The organism is Paenibacillus lacisediminis (assembly GCF_046567315.2).
In genome coordinates, this window is record NZ_JBKIAX020000010.1 from 262,147 (window position 1) to 278,906 (window position 16,760).

Genomic DNA, 16,760 nt, shown 5'->3' on the forward strand with positions numbered 1-16,760 from the left:
TCGAAATAGATTGTTTGAGGTGATTTCGAGTGGGGGCATTCTCGGACGGTCTTTTGATGGTGCTTATCGCTGCGTTTGCGGTGTATCTGCTTTATCGCGGATTTCGTTCCTGGGTCCGCAAGCCGTTATCCTTAAGAACCAGCATCGGTTTTGCTTTGAACGAGGAAATCTTGGACCATCCGGCGGTCGATCTGCTGGAGCAGGCCGGATATACGGTCGTCAGCGACAAGCTGAAGGTGCCGCTCGCCTTTCGGGTGAATGGGGATATTTTGCACAGCCGCTTGTTCATTGACTATATCGTGATCAAAGACGGGGAATTCTATCTGGTAAGGACGGCGAGGGACCGGATCGCCATCGAGTGGACGGGCAGCGGCGTACGGAAAGAGCTTTTGCCTTACCTGCTCTTATATCCGGAATGCGCCGGCGTTCTTTATGTGGACGCTGAGCAGGGTGTAATCCGGGAAATCTCCTTGACGACGGATGAAGACGAAGATGAAGATGAAGCAGCCTTGTAAGGCTTATGGAGGGCAATTATGAAAGGACAACGACATATTAAAATCCGCGAGATCATCGCAGGAAATGAAATCGAAACCCAGGACGAACTGGTGGAAGCTTTGCGCGAGGCTGGTTACCAGGTGACGCAGGCAACGGTATCCCGCGATATTAAGGAGTTGATGCTGATCAAGGTGCCGACCGATGACGGCAGATACAAATACTCGATGCCGACCGCGCAGCGCTACAATCCCGTACAGAAATTGCAGCGGGCCTTGATCGACAGCTTTGTACATATTGATCATACGGGCAATCTGGTCGTGGTGAAATGCCTTCCGGGGACGGCAAACTCGGTGGCTGTTCTGATTGACAACATGGAGTGGCCCGACCTGCTTGGGACGATTTGCGGGGATGATACGATTTTGCTGATCTGCCGCAGCGAGGAGTACAGCTCATACGTGATTGAGCAGATCATGACTTATATTTCCGGGTGAGTTCCTGAGGATCTGAAGATCTCTGATTAAAGAGGGGAGTGGCCTTCACGTGTTAGTTCATTTATCGATTCGCAATTTGGCTGTTGTTGAAGCGGTGGATATTTCGTTTGGTTCCGGTTTTCATGTGCTGACGGGCGAAACGGGCGCCGGCAAATCGATCATTATCGATGCGCTTGGACTGATCGCCGGAGGCCGCGGCTCGGCCGACTTGATTCGTTACGGCTGCGATAAAGCCGAAATGGAAGCTTCCTTTGATTTGCCGGAACATCACCCGGTTTGGACTACGTTAAACCGGCTGGGCATCGGCGGCGATTCGGAAGAACTGCTGATTATCCGCCGGGAAATCAGCATGCAAGGAAAAAGCTCGGCAAGAATCAACGGACAGCTCGTCAATCTGTCGATGCTGCGCGAAGTCGGCGACGAATTAATCAATTTGCATGGGCAGCACGAACACCAGACACTGCTTCGCCCGGAACGCCACTTGGAGTTGCTGGACGCCTACGGCGCCGATGTAATCGAGCCGATCAAAACGAAATATCAGCAGACTTATGCCGAATTTGTCCGTATCGATAAAGAATACAGCGATCTTCGCAATACGAGCCAGCAGGCGCTGCAAATGCTGGATCTGTACCGGTTCCAGATCAACGAAATCGCTGCGGCCGCTCTGAAGCCGGGGGAAGATGAATGGTTGAACGAGGAAAAGGTCAAGCTATCCCATAGCGAGAAGATGATGGACTCGGTGTCCCGGGCTTATGAGCTGCTGTACGGGCCGCAAGGCCTCGATGCCATTGCCAAGGCGATCGCCCGTCTAAACGAGGTCGCAGGTTATGACAGCAAAGGGATTGCTCCGCTGGTTGAACAGCTGCAGTCCGCTTATTACCAATTGGAGGACGCCGCATACGGTTTGCGGGGGTACCGGGAGCGCATCGAATTTAACCCCGAACGGCTGGAGGAAGTGGAAGACCGGCTTGATTTGATTTCCACCCTGCGGCGCAAATATGGAGACGATGTTCAGGGGATATTGGATTATTTCGAAAAAATCCGCAAGGAAGCCGACACGCTGGAAAATAAGGATGAACTGCTGGAGCAACTTCAGGCCAAACGTTCGGAAATGACGTCCATGCTGTTGGCGGAGGCTGCGGAATTAAGCGCCGTCCGGCAGCAAATCGCCGCGGAGCTTGCGGGGCAGATCGAAAACGAATTGAAGGATTTGCAAATGGAGCGGACCAGCTTGCAGGTTAAACTAACCTGGAATGAAGACCCGCAGGGCCTGGATTGGCAAGGCCAAAAGGTAAGGCCCGGCAAGCAAGGAATCGACAGCGCGGAATTCCTTATTTCCCCCAACCCGGGGGAACCGCTCAGACCGCTGAGCAAAATCGCTTCCGGCGGGGAATTGTCGCGGATGATGCTGGCGCTGAAGAGCATTTTTGCCCGCCATGATCAAGTGCCTGTTTTGATTTTTGACGAAGTGGACACAGGGGTCAGCGGGCGCGCCGCCCAATCGATTGCCAACAAGCTGTCGCGATTGTCCGGCGCATGCCAGGTTTTTGCCATTACGCATCTTCCTCAGGTGGCTTGTATGGCAGACCGTCAGTATATGATCGAAAAAGTCGTGAACGATGGCCGCACGATGACCAGCGTGAACCCATTGGACAAAGCAGGACGCGTAAACGAGCTTGCCCGCATGCTGGGCGGCGTGGAAATCACGAAAAAAACACGGCACCATGCCCATGAAATGCTGAAACTGGCACAGGCGCAGAAGGATGGTTTATTAAGTACGGCACAATGATTGACAGTAATAAAAGACCTGACCCGGGGTATCTTAAAGGTACGCAATTGGCGACCACCTTTTCGTCAAGCGAAAGAAGCTAAGGGAGCGTGACAGCCATTGAACCCGAACCTCAGGAAAAGAATGCTCGGTCTTTTACTTGCTTTCTTCTTTTGTTTCATCGGTACGTCGGCAGCGAAGGGGGAGGCGCCTGTTCTGCCGGACGAGCTGCGCTTGTTCCAAGGTCAAGGCACACAAATTTCGTTAGCATTGCCCGTTCAGGCCGAAGTAAGTGTGGATCGGCCAGATGTCATCCAACTAAACGGACAGCCTAACCCCTCCATGAAAGTGTCTTTGGGACATCCGCTCAAGCTGTCGTCGCTTCAGAGCGGAGAGGCCAAGCTCCGCATGAAATTATTCGGTCAAATTCCTCTTAAGACCGTAAAGGTCAACGTAATTCCTGATTTGAAAGTAATTCCCGGCGGCCAAACGATTGGGGTAAAGGTGAAATCCGCCGGAATTTTGGTGGTTGGCCACCATCAGGTGATCACAGAGACGGACAAGCTGTCACCCGGTGAAGTGGCGGGAATTCAAGCCGGGGATTTGATCACCCACATCAACGGCATTAAGTTGAAGGATGTTCGAGATGTGGCCGAAATCGCCGAAGAGGCGGGTAAAAGCAAACGACCGATGCAGGTGACCTACAAACGGGACAGCAAGGAATACACGACTTCTTTAACTCCGGCTTTTGATAAGCAGGATCGCGCATGGCGGCTGGGGCTGTATATACGCGATTCGGCGGCAGGGGTAGGCACTTTGACGTTTTATGCTCCTGAACAAGGTGTTTACGGGGCGTTAGGCCATATTATTACCGATATGAATACCCAAACGCCGATTGTCGTGGGCAGCGGTCAAATTCTGCAGTCCAGTGTTACCTCGATTTCCAAAAGCGAAAACGGGGAGCCCGGCGAGAAACGTGCCCATTTTTTGAAGGAAGGCAAAATGCTCGGCAATATCGAACGAAATACGCATTTTGGAATTTTCGGAAAGATGTCGCAAAATCCGGAGCACAGCGTTTACCAGAAACCGGTGCCCGTAGCGTTTGCGGAGGAGGTCAAAGAAGGCCCTGCGGAAATTTTAACGGTTGTGGAAGGACAGCGGGTCGAACGTTTTAAAGTCGAGATTGTGCATGTTTCCAAACAAAGCATGCCGGAAACGAAAGGACTGGTCCTGAGGATCACGGATCCGCGGCTGGTGGCAAAAACCGGCGGGATCGTACAAGGCATGAGCGGGAGCCCGATTATGCAAAACGGAAAGCTGATCGGCGCCGTGACCCATGTGTTTGTGAACGATCCGAAATCCGGCTACGGCTGTTTTATTGAATGGATGCTGCAGGATGCGGGAATATTGCAACGTCAACAGAACACTTTCCAAAATCTTAAGGCGAGCTAAAGCCTTAAGATTTTTTTCTGTTCTTCGACATACGGCAAGCAGAACGGTGTATAGGTTTGTCGAAAACATACGAACAACATCGCTTTGTGTAAATAAATAATTAATTATATCTTAACACCGCAAAAAAATAAAGAAAAATAATTTTCGACAGAAGGAATTTACTTTTGCGTGTCGAATCCTTATTCTGGGAAGAAGAGAACAACAATAAAACCTATCCATTTACCTGAAGGAGGAAGTTGGAAAGTGCAAAAAATCGAAGTGTTGTTGGCGGATGATAACCGAGAATTTACGAATTTGCTTGCGGAATATATTTCGGAGCAGGACGATATGATCGTCTCAGGAATCGCCTATAACGGAGAAGAAGTGCTGGAGATGATCGAAAACGCGGCGAAAGTACCGGACGTTCTGATCCTGGATATCATCATGCCGCACCTGGATGGTCTGGGTGTGTTGGAACGTATCCGTGATTTGAATCTGAATCCGCAGCCTAAAATCATCATGCTGACCGCCTTCGGGCAAGAGAACATCACGCAGCGTGCCGTCCAGCTCGGCGCTTCTTACTACATTTTGAAGCCGTTTGACATGGAGGTACTCGCCAATCGAATTCGTCAGCTCGTTGGCATACAGCATATGACATCAAGCGGAGTCCCTGCGGCAGCTTTTGTGAAATCGAATGTGGTTCCGCTTGGCAAAGGCAAAAACCTGGACGCGAATATTACTTCGATCATTCATGAAATCGGAGTTCCAGCGCATATTAAAGGTTATCAGTATTTGCGCGAAGCCATCACGATGGTCTACAACAACATCGAAATTTTGGGCGCTATCACGAAAACGCTGTATCCCGCGATCGCGGAGAAATTCAAAACCACGCCTTCCCGTGTGGAACGCGCTATCCGGCATGCGATTGAAGTCGCCTGGACGCGGGGCAACATCGATTCCATCAGCCATCTGTTCGGCTACACGATTAACATTTCCAAATCCAAACCAACCAACAGCGAGTTTATCGCCATGGTCGCAGACAAGCTGAGAATTGAGCACAAAGTGTCGTGAAAGGGTAAGGAGTAGAGGTACGGCAATGGATTTCGGATTTTGGAAACGGCATCCAGCCAGTTCAATTTTGGCGACGAATATTCGAAAATGCCGTTTTTATACCGATAGTAGTAAGCCAAAATACCGCTTATTTATTGGTTTCTTCGGAAACCGGTAAAGGAGCGGTGTTTTTTTTACATTATAGAATTTCGGGTATGGTAGAGGGCGATGCGCAGGTGGAGAGGGGAGGAGAAGAGGAGCCTGGGGGGCTAAGGGACACCAGAGCCGTTATTTGTGAAAAAACGAAGGTTAGCAGAATGTAACGGACACAGATGTACTTATTTATCTCAAATCGGCCTGGGTGAACGGGTTTAGAGCGAAATAGGGCCGCATGTGTCCGTTAGCCTGGGAAATACCCGGGAAATGGGCGGATAAGGTCGCTGGTGTCCGTTAGAGCAGCGTGCAAAGTAGAAGTCAGGGCCATTAAAGGACGCCGTTAGGCGTTTTTCTTGTCCTCTGTCCAACTGAAATTATACACGGAAAAGGTGATGCCAATCAGCTTTAATATTGGGGTCCATAATTGCAGCGGGTTGACAAGATGGGCGCGCAGATATATTCTGCCAATGAACATATGCTCATGTACAATGATTGCTGGAGGCAGATTTGATGGAAAAAGATGTGCATTCGTTTTTGAGTCCGGATACAATCGAAAAAGTTTCGACGATTTTTAAAGCTCTGTCGGATCCTACCCGAATTAAAATTTTGTATTTGCTCTCCGAAGAGGAATGCTCGGTGACGCATATGTCGGAGGTGCTGAACCTGTCCCAATCGGCGGTATCCCATCAGCTTAGCACACTGAGGAATTTGCGTCTGGTGAAATACCGCCGGGAAGCAAACACGCTGTACTATAGCTGTGATGACGAGCATGTCATCTCGCTGCTTACCCAGGCGATCCAGCACGCAAAATGCGATTAGGAAAGGGCGGGTTATGATGGATAACGATCTGGAGTTGAATTTGGAATCCTACCGGGGATTGGCGGAGCGTCCAGAACTAAGCGAAGCGGACAGACAGCTCATACGCGAATTGATTGCCCAAGCGGAAAAGCTGGCGGCGGAGAATGTCCGGCTGCGCAAGGCACTGCTGCGCGCTTCCCGAAACGGGGCGCGGATGTCGAGCAAACTGAAGGAAGCGTTATACGAATAAACCAAAAAGCTGTCCCGTTTCGAAAGAGCAGTTTCGCCGGGGACAGCTTTTATTCATGTTGATTTTGCTCGGCTTGCGCGGGTTCTTTTTTGCGGAATCTCGGTCCAACGTAATTGCGTTTGCGGTCACGGAAAAAAATCCAGCCGCCCAAAAAGCCAACACCCGCGGCAAACAGCAGCAATCCAAGCCCGAATTGAAGCCAATCGAACGTGACTTTGGATAGCGAATCGTCGCCGTGTTTGGACATATAATCAAATAGGGCATCCTTTATTTTAAGGAACCCGGTCATGGCGGCGATGCCTGGTATAACCAGCATAAGAATGGCGATGAACCGGGAAATCATCAGCTTCATGGAGCAGGGTCGTCCTTTCCGAGCAGAAATGGCGTTCCTCTTCATCATACCTTGTTCGGCATGTTCTGTCCATTTTAGACCGGTTTAGGCCGGATTTGTATTAAGGGCAAAACAAGGTAAAATAGGAATTGGATTTGTGGCGTAGACGCATGGGACTTATATATAGCGATTTTAAAAAGAATGGTGGAGATTTGATCATGGCAATCCAATGTGATGTGGCGGTTTTAGGAGGAGGCACGGGCGGTTATATCGCCGCGATTCGCGCCGCCCAACTCGGCAAAGAAGTCGTAATCATCGAACAGGACAAGCTGGGCGGAACCTGCTTGCACCGCGGCTGCATTCCGAGCAAGGCGCTGCTGCGCAGCGCGGAGCTGTATGCGCAAATGAAGGAAAGCACCGCTTTTGGCATTGAGACGAGCGGGCTGACTTTGGTGTTCCCCAAAGTGCAGGAGCGAAAACAGCAAATCGTCGGGCAACTGCATAAAGGCGTTCAATATTTGATGCGTAAGCACAACATCAAGGTGATTCAAGGCAAGGGCAGGGTCACCGGCCCTTCGATCTTTTCCCCGAAAAGCGGAGCGGTTGCCGTGGAGCTTGCGGATGGCGAAATGGAGACGGTCGTCCCGGCTAATCTGATCATCGCTACCGGTTCGCGGCCGCGGACACTGCCCGGCTTGGTTCCCGACGGGAAACATGTGCTGAGCAGCGATGAGGCGCTCGTACTGGAGGAGCTTCCGGATTCGATGATCATCGTCGGCGGCGGGGTGATCGGCGTGGAATGGGCTTCCTTGCTGAGCGATTTCGGGGTGGAAGTCACGATCGTGGAAGCGGCGGACCAGCTGCTCCCGGCGGAGGACGAGGATGTGGCCCGCGAACTGCGCAAGCAGTTGGAGAAACGCGGCGTAAAAGTGCTGACTGGGGTGAAGGTGGACCCCGAATCCTGCGAGATTCAGGAGGAGCAGGTACATATAACGGCACTGCAGGGAGAGAAGCCGCTGCGGCTGCAGGCGGACAAGCTATTGCTTTCGATCGGCCGGCAAGCGAACGTGGAGAACATCGGCCTGGAAAATACCGATATCGGTTTGGAACGGGGGTTCATCCGGGTAAATGAATATATGCAGACGACGGAGCCGCATATTTACGCGATCGGCGACTGCATCGGCGGTTTGCAGTTGGCCCACGCCGCCAGCCATGAAGGGTTGACGGCCGTGCACCATTTGGCCGGAGAGAGCTCGTATGCTTATCACGCTTCCCAGGTGGCGCGCTGCGTTTATACCCGGCCTGAGGTCGCATCGGTGGGGCTTACCGCTAAAGAGGCCAAAGCCAAAGGATTTGAAGTAAAGGAGGGCAGAGTTCCGTTTTCGGCGATCGGGAAAGCGCTGGTGCACGGGGAAAGCGGAGGGTTCGTCAAAATGGTCGCCGATGCCCGCACGAATGATATTTTGGGCGTCCATATGATCGGCCCGCATGTCACGGAGCTGATCAGCCAGGCCGCGCTTGCGCAGCTGCTTGACGCCACGCCGTGGGAGATCGGACAAGCGGTGTTTGCCCATCCGACGCTCTCGGAAATTATCGGGGAAGCGGCCCTGGCTGTCGAAGGAAACTCGCTTTCTTTATAAACATTTCGCGGATAAAGTTTTCTTTTTGGCGGAAAAGCGTTTATAATAAGGTTATTCCAAGTCTTAGTACCAGGTTTTAAGATTAGATGTAACAAGGTGCTAACCTGGCCTTTCAACCCAATGTAAGTTAAACGAAGGAGGTAACTCCCATGAACGCCAAAAGTTCAGTGCAAACCAAACCGAAACATGAGCAACTCGGAATGTCGGACGAAGAAGTTGTCGAGATGTACAAATACATGGTGCTCGCGCGCAAATTCGATGAGCGCTGTCTGCTGCTGCAGCGGGCGGGAAAAATCAATTTTCATGTCTCCGGCATCGGGCAGGAGACGGCGCAGATCGCTGCGGCGTTTGCGCTAGACCGGGAGCGCGATTACTTTTTGCCCTATTACCGCGACTACGGTTTTGTGATGGCGGTAGGCATGACGCTGCAGGAGCTGATGCTGTCGGCGTTCGCCAAAGCGGGCGACCCGAACAGTGGCGGCCGGCAAATGCCGGGCCACTTCGGCAGCAAGCGGCTGCGCATCGTGACGGGTTCAAGCCCGGTAACAACGCAGGTTCCGCATGCCGTTGGCTTTGCTTTGGCCGCCAAAATGCAAAAAAAGGATATTGTCTCGTATGTGACGTTTGGGGAAGGCTCCAGCAACCAGGGCGACTTCCATGAAGGCCTGAACTTTGCCGGCGTTCAGAAGCTGCCGGTCATCTTCCTGTGCGAAAACAACCAATACGCCATATCCGTGCCGATCAAGAAGCAGCTTGGCGGCCGGGTGGTCGACCGGGCTCAGGGCTACGGCTTTCCGGGAATCCGGGTTGACGGCAACGATGCGCTTGAGGTTTACCGCGTCGTGAAGGAGGCCAGGGAACGGGCCGTGCGCGGGGAGGGTCCGACCTTGATCGAAGCGATGATGTACCGCCTGTCCCCGCACTCCACTTCAGATAACGATCTGGCATACCGGACGAAAGATGAAGTTGATGAGAACTGGAAAAAGGACGGCATCCCGAAAATGAAATCCTATCTGATCGAACACGGCTTGTGGAGCGAGGAACGGGACGAAGCGATGCTTAAGGAGATCCAGCAGCAGTTGAAGGACGCGTTGGAGGCGGCGGAAGGCGCGCCGTACCCGAACCCGGAGGATACGCTGCTGCACGTGTACGCCAGCGAAGGAGAGGTGTAAGTTATGCCGGTGATGGAATATATCGACGCGATTCGTCTGGCGATGAAAGAGGAAATGGAGCGCGACGAAAGCGTGTTTGTGTTAGGGGAAGACGTCGGCGTCAAGGGCGGTGTGTTTACGACGACTAAAGGGCTGCAGGAACAGTTCGGAGAAATGCGCGTCATGGATACGCCGCTGGCGGAATCGGCGATTGCCGGAGTGGCGATCGGCGCGGCCATGTACGGTATGAAGCCGATTGCCGAAATGCAATATTCGGATTTTATGCTGCCGGCCACCAACCAGATCATCAGCGAAGCGGCAAAAATCCGCTACCGCTCCAACAACGACTGGAATTGTCCGGTAGTGGTGCGCGCACCGATCGGCGGCGGCATTTTTGGCGGACTGTACCATTCCCAGTGCCCGGAATCGATCTTTTTCGGTACGCCGGGCTTGAAAATCGTCGCCCCTTATTCGGCTTACGATGCGAAGGGCTTGCTGAAAGCGGCCGTTCGCGACCCCGACCCCGTTCTATTCTTTGAAAACAAGAAGTGCTACAAGCTGATTAAAGAGGATGTTCCCGAGGACGATTACATCGTGCCGATCGGAAAGGCAAAGGTGCTGCGCGAAGGCACGGACATTACCGTGATCGGCTACAGTCTGCCGCTGCATTTCGCGATGCAGGCCGCCGCGGAGCTGGAGGCGGAGCAGGGGATCAGCGCGCATATTTTGGATTTGCGCACGCTGCAGCCGCTGGACCGCGAGGCGATCATTGCGGCGGCCCGCAAGACCGGCAAGGTGCTGATCGTGCACGAGGACAACAAAACCGGCGGCGTCGGCGCCGAGGTGGCAGCAATCGTTTCCGAGGAGTGCCTGTTTGAGCTGGATGCGCCGATTGCAAGGTTGTGCGGGCCGGACGTGCCGGCGATGCCAATCAGCCCGCCGATGGAAAAGTTTTTTATGCTAAGCAAGGATAAAGTCAAAGAAGCGATGCTTCAATTGGCGCTTTATTAACGGGAGTGAGGATTCGATGTCAAACCAAAAAACGTTAACCGACGTCGCGTTGCCACAGCTTGCGGAATCGCTCGTTTCGGCGACCATTGGAAAATGGCTGAAAAAGCCGGGGGATCCGGTCGAGCAGTACGAACCGATTTGTGAAGTGATCACGGATAAAGTCAACGCTGAAATTCCGTCAACGGTGGACGGGATTATGGGCGAAATCCTGGCCGAGGAAGGCCAGGAAATCCAGGTGGGAGCGGTCATCTGCCGGATTGAGATGGCTGCGGAGTCCGCCGCCTCCCCGGCAAGCGAAACCTCCCAGGTATCGGCCGGGGCCGCTTCCGCGCAGACCCCTGCGCCGCTTCCTATAGCCGGCGACGGCTCGCAGCGCAGCCGTTACTCGCCGGCGGTGCAGACGCTGGCTGCCGAACACGGCCTGGATCTGCGCCAAATCGCCGGCACCGGGCTGGGCGGGCGCGTGACCCGCAAGGACGTGCTGGCCTATATCGAGCGCGGCGGGGCCATTTCGGCAGCTCCAGCACCTGCGGGAGCAGCGGCCAGCCAGCCGGCGCAGGCATCGCAGCAGCAGCCGGTTCAGCCGGCCGCAGCACCTGCGGCACCGGTGCAGACGACAGCGTACGCCGCTCCGGCCAGTACGATCCCGGCCGGGCTGAACGACGCCGTTTCCGAGCCGGTGCGCAATTCCGGCCTGCATTTGACGGAAACGCCGCGCATTCCAACGATCGAGGTGGAAGATGGCGACCGGTCCGAATATTTCATCGACGTAACCCCGATCCGCAACACGATCGCGACGCGGATGCGCCAAAGCGTGTCGGAAATTCCGCACGGCTGGATGATGATCGAGGTGGACGTGACGAACCTCGTGCAGCTCCGCAATAAGCTGAAAGATGAGTTTAAGAAAAAGGAAGGCGTCAACCTAACGTATTTGGCCTTTTTGCTTAAAGCCGTCGTCGGCGCGATCAAGGACTATCCGATCATGAACTCGGTCTGGGCGGTGGACAAAATCATCGTTAAACGGGACATCAATCTCTCGCTTGCCGTTGGCACCGAAGATTCCGTGATGACGCCTGTGATCAAAAAAGCCGACCAGAAAAACATCGCCGGCCTTGCCCGTGAAATCGAAGAGCTGGCGTCGAAAGTCCGCTCCGGCAAGCTGAAGCTTGACGATATGCAGGGCGGAACGTTTACCGTGAACAACACGGGGTCCTTCGGTTCTATTTTGACGCAGCCGATCATCAATTATCCGCAAGCCGCTATTTTAACGTTCGAGTCGATCGTAAAGCGGCCGGTCGTGATCAACGACATGATCGCCGTGCGTTCCATGGCCAATCTTTGCCTGTCCCTTGACCACCGCATTCTGGATGGCGTCATTTGCGGCCGCTTTATGCAGCGGGTAAAGGACAATATGGAAAGCTACTCTTTGGATACTCAGGTATATTGATTCCAAACTAAAAAAGAGGCGAAAAGCAGATGAACAACATTCCCTTGCAAGTGATGTATTATCCGATGATGGAGTACGGGGAAGCGTGGGAACTGCAGAAGCGCTTGGTTAAAGCGATAGATGGAGAACAGCAGCAGGAGCACCTGCTGCTGCTTCAGCATCCGCCGACTTATACGATCGGTTCCCAGCGCCATCCCGAGCATTTGCTGCTTGGTCCGGAAGAGCTTAAGAAGCGGGGGATTTCCGTGTTTGAAATCGACCGCGGCGGAGATATTACATACCATGGCCCTGGGCAACTGGTCGGTTATCCGCTGCTCTGGCTGGAAGCCGGCCAGGGCCTCGATTTGCACGGTTATCTGCGCCAGCTGGAGCAGGTGATTATCAATTATTTGGCCCGTTTTGGGGTGGAAGGCAGCAGAAAACCGGAATACACCGGCGTTTGGGTCGGGGATGTCAAAATTTGCGCCATCGGTGTGAAGTTTAATAAATGCCGCCATAAAAGAGGGTTCATTACGAGCCACGGCTTCGCTTTGAACGTGAAGTCGGGCATCCAGGAGGATGGCTTCCGCGGCATCATTCCTTGCGGCATTCAGGAATACGGGGTGACTTCGCTGGAAGACGTCACGGGCCGGAAATTTACCGTTGAAGAGACGGCGCGCGACATCGTTCCGTTGTTTTCCGAGGTGTTTGGGCGGTCCGGGGCGTTTATGCCTGCGGTCAGCGAATAAATAGCGGCTCCAGAAAAGCGAGCAGCGTGGAAGCCAGCATCGCAAACAGCATCAAATATACGACGATTCTCATCCATTTTTTTTGCATAGCGAAAACTCCTCCAACATAAACGTATATTTTCACTTATTCTATCGTAACGAAGAAAGCGAGGAAAGTCCAATGATCAACACAACCAGAGTCATCGGACAGTTTTTGGAACTGGTGCAGATCGACAGCGAAACGAAGCATGAACGCCTTATCGCGGATTATTTGAAAAACAAACTGGCCGAACTCGGCTTGGACGTGGTGGAGGACGAATCCCAAAATGAGACCGGCCACGGCGCCGGCAATTTGATCGCAACCCTGCCGGCCAGCGAAGGCGTTCACGCCGAGCCATTTCTGTTCTCCTGCCACATGGATACGGTAGAGCCGGGGAAGGGCGTTAAACCGGTCGTAGGCGATGATGGATGGATCCGCAGCGACGGGACGACGATTTTGGGCGCGGATGACAAGGCGGGCCTGGCCGTGCTGCTGGAAGTGATTCAGGTGCTGCGCGAGCGGGAAATCCCCCACGGAAAAATCCAGTTCGTCATCTCCGCCGGCGAGGAATCGAACCTGAGAGGCGCAAGAGCGCTCGACGTCAAGCATTTGGACGCCAAATTCGGCTTCGCCCTCGATACGAACGGCGAAGTAGGGACGATTTGCGTCGGTGCTCCGACTCTGGCACGGGTCGAGATCGAAATTTTCGGCAAATCGGCGCATGCCGGGGTTAATCCGGAAGACGGAATCAGCGCGATTCAGGTCGCCGGCAAGGCGATTGCCCGCATGAATCTTGGCCGCATCGATGACGAAACGACAGCCAATATCGGAAAATTTGAAGGCGGTGGCCCGACCAATGTCGTTCCCGAACACGTCAAATTGTACGGAGAGGCGCGCAGCCTTTCCCAAACGAAGGTGGAACGGCAGCTGCAGGAAATGAAAGAGGCTGTGGAAGCAGTTTGCCGGGATTACGGAGCCAAAGGCAATTTTCACAGCGAAATCATGTACCGCGGGTTCAATATTTCCGCTGAGGAGAAAGGGCTGCAGATCGCCCGGAAGGCCGCGGCAGCGCTGGATTTGTCCGGCGAAACCTTCGTCTCCGGCGGCGGCAGCGATGCCAATGTGCTGAACGGGTTCGGCATCCCGACCGTGAACCTGGCGATCGGGTATGAGAACATCCATACGACCGAGGAAAAAATCAAAAAGGACGACATCGTCAAAGCGGCGGAATTCGCGCTTGAAATCGTCCGGCAATCCTGCACTGTGTAAACGGTCCGGGAATACGGCAGCCCAGGGGCCAAAAAGGCGTCTGGGCTGTCGTTATGTTAATGCTGCAGCGTCGCCGTTCGGGCCGGCTTATGTCCTGTTTGCTCCGCAGGTTTGGTATGCCAACCCGAGGTTTGAATAATATGTAGGGCTTGGTTGAAGTCTTGCAAATACTTGCGGATTTTGATTTTCTCCGCTTCGGGCGGATGGTAGATTTCCATTCGGCGCTGCAGGTTTTGAATCGCTTGTTGCAAATAACAGGAAGCCGCGCCGAAGCGGGCGGCGGCCAGATCCCCGCTCTGCTCGGCGATCGCCTCAAAGATTGCTGCGGCATCGGCATAACGCCCTTCGTCGTAGCACATTTCCGCCCAAATATAGCTAAGCTGCAAAAAAGGGGGAGCAGGCTTGCTTAGCGTTTCGGGATCGATCAGGACAATCCGCTCTTTGGCCAACGCCGTATAACCTTCTTTGTACAAGGACTGCACCAGTGCACTAAGCAAATGGATATCGCTGTGTCCGGCTAATTTAACGGCAAACCGGATTCGTCCTTTTACCACGGAGTTTTGAATCACTTGAACCAACTTGGCCATGTTTTGAGGTTGTCCGATAGGACTACGCATATTTCACCCCCCGCTTTCTATTAACCTGAAACGATCTAACTGAATAATTCACAATCGGGTATCGATCAGCTCCGTTAATTTTGCCGAAGGTCCCGCTTCTTTCAGCCACTGGTTCAGCAAAATGCGGATTTGCCAGGCTTTGCCCTGGGCCCGAACGGCGGTTGGCGAAAAGCAGCTTTTCATTGGCAAAGGCTCCTTTCCCAAGCAGGTTTGATATAATAACAGCATATGCCTTGGCTGGACAAGTTATGTGCAAAGATTCGCGCGTTATATAAAAGGAGGACGTAAAACATGGCAACTGATTCATTAAAAGAAACGACGGTTTCGAGCGAACCGGTATTTTCCGGGAAAATGATCTCTTTACAGGTCGACACGGTCAAGCTTCCCGACGGAACAATGGCAACACGGGAGGTCGTGAAGCACCCCGGGGCCGTTGCGGTGCTTGCGGTCCACGAAGGGCGGCTGCTGCTCGTGGATCAATACCGTCAGGCGATGGGGCGCTGCGAGCTGGAAATTCCGGCGGGCAAGCTGGAGAAGGGGGAAGATCCGCTGGAGGCGGCTGCCAGGGAGCTTCAGGAGGAGACGGGCTACACCTGCGGCAAGCTGACGCATCTGCATTCTTTTTACACGTCGCCTGGCTTCGCGGATGAAGTCATCCATCTGTATTGGGCCGAGGAATTAAGCGCCGGAGAGATGGAGCCGGATGAAGATGAATTTATCGAGGTTCATGAGGCGACGCTGGAGGAAGTGCTGCAGCATATCGCCGATGGCCGGATCGCCGATGCCAAGACGATTATGGCCGTATATATCTGGCAGCTGCGGCTCACTTGGGAAACGGCGGTTCGCTAGAAATGCGGCGTGAAACTGGAAAACTGCACTCCGTTTTTGCCGATTTGCACATTCATATCGGCCGGACCGGGCGGGAGGAGCCCGTCAAAATCAGCGGCAGCCGCGATTTGACGTTTGCGAACATTGCAAAGGAGGCCGCCTTACGCAAAGGGATCGGCCTGGTCGGCATCATCGACTGCCATTCCCCCGGCGTGCAGGAGGACATCGCCCAATGTCTGGAGCGGGGGGAGATGCACGAGTTGGCCGAGGGAGGCATCGCTTATCAAGAGACGACGCTGCTGCTCGGCAGCGAGCTGGAGATTCGCGAGCCGGGGATGGGGCCGGCGCATCTGCTGGCGTTTTTCCCGACGTTTGCCGCGATTCGCGGGTTTACCGGCTGGCTGGAAAAAAGGATGAAAAACGTCACCTTAAGCTCGCAGCGCGTATACGCGCCGGCGCGTACGCTGCAGGAAGAGGTGTATGCGCGCGGGGGGATGGTCATCCCGGCTCATATTTTCACGCCGCACCGCAGCATTTACGGCAGCTGCGCGCCGCGCATGGCTGACGTGATTGACACATCGCTGATCAGCGCCGTCGAGCTAGGCCTAAGCGCTGACAGCGAAATGGCGGGGTTGATCAGCGAACTGGACCCGTTTACGATCCTGACCAATTCGGATGCCCATTCGCTCGGCAAAATCGGCCGGGAATACAACGAGCTGCTGCTTGGCGCGGCCAATTACCGCGAATTCGCCAAAGCGCTGAAACGCGAGGACGGCCGGCGCGTCGCCGGCAATTACGGGCTGAATCCCCGGCTGGGCAAATACCACCGGACTTACTGCAGCAGCTGCAGTTATATCATCGATGAAGCGGAAGCGGCGGTGGAACGTTGCCCATATTGCGGCAGTCCGAAGCTGGTGCGGGGCGTCTACGACCGGATTCGCTCGATCGCGGACCGTCAGGCCCCGGCCGTGCCAAAACACCGTCCGCTATACCACTACCAGGTGCCGCTGGAGTTCATCCCGGGCCTTGGACCGGCGAAGCTCGAGCTGCTGCTTGCCGCATTCGGCACCGAGATGAACATCCTGCACCATGTTCCGGAAGCGAAGCTCGCCGAGGTCGCCGGGGCCGAGTTGGCCGCCCGGATTGCTGAGGCGCGGAGCGGCAGGCTGGAGCTGGCCGCTGGCGGCGGGGGGATTTACGGCAAAGTGAAGAAATCCTGATCGCTGGAAGGCGTTGGTTAGGCATAAGGAAGGAAGCTTGTTCATAATTTTAAGATACAC

Annotated in this window: 19 protein-coding genes; 15 read left to right on the plus strand and 4 right to left on the minus strand. The window is 54.1% G+C overall.

What is annotated here, in order from left to right; all coding sequences use genetic code 11:
- Nucleotides 1-56: 56 nt before the first annotated feature.
- The 7 genes from ACLD72_RS20370 (at nucleotide 57) to ACLD72_RS20400 (ending at nucleotide 6,439) form a co-directional block, all read left to right on the plus strand.
- The gene (locus ACLD72_RS20370) at nucleotides 57-515 is read left to right on the plus strand and encodes a hypothetical protein (RefSeq protein WP_285889877.1); all 459 of its coding nucleotides are present in this window, start codon (nucleotides 57-59) and stop codon (nucleotides 513-515) included.
- Nucleotides 516-533: 18 nt separating this feature from the next.
- Entirely contained in the window at nucleotides 534-986 is a 453-nt protein-coding gene (gene ahrC, locus ACLD72_RS20375; RefSeq protein ID WP_410997798.1) for a transcriptional regulator AhrC/ArgR, read from the plus strand.
- A gap of 49 nt (nucleotides 987-1,035) precedes the next feature.
- Nucleotides 1,036-2,775, plus strand: coding sequence for a DNA repair protein RecN (recN, locus tag ACLD72_RS20380; protein ID WP_410997800.1), 1,740 nt, complete (start codon nucleotides 1,036-1,038; stop codon nucleotides 2,773-2,775).
- A 99-nt stretch (nucleotides 2,776-2,874) separates the two neighbouring features.
- Nucleotides 2,875-4,206, plus strand: coding sequence for a SpoIVB peptidase (gene spoIVB, locus ACLD72_RS20385; protein WP_410997802.1), 1,332 nt, complete (start codon nucleotides 2,875-2,877; stop codon nucleotides 4,204-4,206).
- Nucleotides 4,207-4,449: 243 nt separating this feature from the next.
- Nucleotides 4,450-5,256, plus strand: coding sequence for a sporulation transcription factor Spo0A (spo0A, locus tag ACLD72_RS20390; RefSeq protein ID WP_251586598.1), 807 nt, complete (start codon nucleotides 4,450-4,452; stop codon nucleotides 5,254-5,256).
- 645 nt (nucleotides 5,257-5,901) lie between these two features.
- The gene (locus ACLD72_RS20395; protein ID WP_128634239.1) at nucleotides 5,902-6,210 is read left to right on the plus strand and encodes an ArsR/SmtB family transcription factor; all 309 of its coding nucleotides are present in this window, start codon (nucleotides 5,902-5,904) and stop codon (nucleotides 6,208-6,210) included.
- Between the two features lie 16 nt (nucleotides 6,211-6,226).
- Entirely contained in the window at nucleotides 6,227-6,439 is a 213-nt protein-coding gene (locus ACLD72_RS20400) for a hypothetical protein (RefSeq protein ID WP_458476122.1), read from the plus strand.
- 49 nt (nucleotides 6,440-6,488) lie between these two features.
- Here ACLD72_RS20400 and ACLD72_RS20405 read toward each other — a convergent pair whose 3' ends face one another.
- Entirely contained in the window at nucleotides 6,489-6,791 is a 303-nt protein-coding gene (locus tag ACLD72_RS20405; RefSeq protein ID WP_251586590.1) for a DUF2627 domain-containing protein, read from the minus strand.
- Nucleotides 6,792-6,988: 197 nt separating this feature from the next.
- Between ACLD72_RS20405 and lpdA the strand changes: the two genes are divergently transcribed.
- The 5 genes from lpdA (at nucleotide 6,989) to lipB (ending at nucleotide 12,747) form a co-directional block, all read left to right on the plus strand.
- Complete coding sequence (gene lpdA / locus ACLD72_RS20410) at nucleotides 6,989-8,410, plus strand: dihydrolipoyl dehydrogenase (RefSeq protein WP_410997806.1); 1,422 nt, start codon at nucleotides 6,989-6,991, stop codon at nucleotides 8,408-8,410.
- A gap of 149 nt (nucleotides 8,411-8,559) precedes the next feature.
- Nucleotides 8,560-9,582: a thiamine pyrophosphate-dependent dehydrogenase E1 component subunit alpha gene (locus ACLD72_RS20415; RefSeq protein WP_155619842.1), complete on the plus strand. Its 1,023-nt coding sequence runs from the start codon at nucleotides 8,560-8,562 to the stop codon at nucleotides 9,580-9,582.
- Nucleotides 9,583-9,585: 3 nt separating this feature from the next.
- Nucleotides 9,586-10,572, plus strand: a complete 987-nt coding sequence (locus tag ACLD72_RS20420; protein WP_128634235.1) for an alpha-ketoacid dehydrogenase subunit beta — start codon at nucleotides 9,586-9,588, stop codon at nucleotides 10,570-10,572.
- A gap of 16 nt (nucleotides 10,573-10,588) precedes the next feature.
- Nucleotides 10,589-12,019, plus strand: a complete 1,431-nt coding sequence (locus tag ACLD72_RS20425; RefSeq protein WP_410997808.1) for a dihydrolipoamide acetyltransferase family protein — start codon at nucleotides 10,589-10,591, stop codon at nucleotides 12,017-12,019.
- A gap of 29 nt (nucleotides 12,020-12,048) precedes the next feature.
- The gene (gene lipB, locus ACLD72_RS20430; protein ID WP_410997810.1) at nucleotides 12,049-12,747 is read left to right on the plus strand and encodes a lipoyl(octanoyl) transferase LipB; all 699 of its coding nucleotides are present in this window, start codon (nucleotides 12,049-12,051) and stop codon (nucleotides 12,745-12,747) included.
- Here lipB and prli42 read toward each other — a convergent pair.
- Nucleotides 12,737-12,835, minus strand: a complete 99-nt coding sequence (prli42, locus tag ACLD72_RS20435; RefSeq protein ID WP_115311167.1) for a stressosome-associated protein Prli42 — start codon at nucleotides 12,833-12,835, stop codon at nucleotides 12,737-12,739. The two genes, lipB and prli42, sit on opposite strands and share 11 nt — an antisense overlap.
- Nucleotides 12,836-12,907: 72 nt before the next feature.
- Between prli42 and ACLD72_RS20440 the strand changes: the two genes are divergently transcribed.
- A complete protein-coding gene (locus ACLD72_RS20440) occupies nucleotides 12,908-14,035 on the plus strand; it encodes a M20/M25/M40 family metallo-hydrolase (protein ID WP_213509661.1) in 1,128 nt (375 codons plus the stop codon).
- A gap of 56 nt (nucleotides 14,036-14,091) precedes the next feature.
- Here the strand turns inward: ACLD72_RS20440 and ACLD72_RS20445 are convergent, their stop codons facing one another.
- Nucleotides 14,092-14,622 carry a tetratricopeptide repeat protein gene (locus tag ACLD72_RS20445; protein ID WP_458476123.1) on the minus strand — a complete coding sequence of 177 codons (531 nt, stop codon included), beginning with the start codon at nucleotides 14,620-14,622 and terminating at the stop codon, nucleotides 14,092-14,094.
- 78 nt (nucleotides 14,623-14,700) lie between these two features.
- Nucleotides 14,701-14,835 (minus strand): Z-ring formation inhibitor MciZ, encoded by a 135-nt coding sequence (locus tag ACLD72_RS20450; protein WP_213509659.1) that lies wholly within the window; start codon nucleotides 14,833-14,835, stop codon nucleotides 14,701-14,703.
- Nucleotides 14,836-14,943: 108 nt separating this feature from the next.
- On the opposite strand from ACLD72_RS20450, the gene ACLD72_RS20455 reads away from it, so the two are divergent.
- Nucleotides 14,944-15,501 carry an NUDIX hydrolase gene (locus tag ACLD72_RS20455; protein WP_251586572.1) on the plus strand — a complete coding sequence of 186 codons (558 nt, stop codon included), beginning with the start codon at nucleotides 14,944-14,946 and terminating at the stop codon, nucleotides 15,499-15,501.
- Between the two features lie 2 nt (nucleotides 15,502-15,503).
- Nucleotides 15,504-16,700 carry an endonuclease Q family protein gene (locus ACLD72_RS20460; RefSeq protein ID WP_458476124.1) on the plus strand — a complete coding sequence of 399 codons (1,197 nt, stop codon included), beginning with the start codon at nucleotides 15,504-15,506 and terminating at the stop codon, nucleotides 16,698-16,700.
- Nucleotides 16,701-16,760 lie beyond the last annotated feature (60 nt).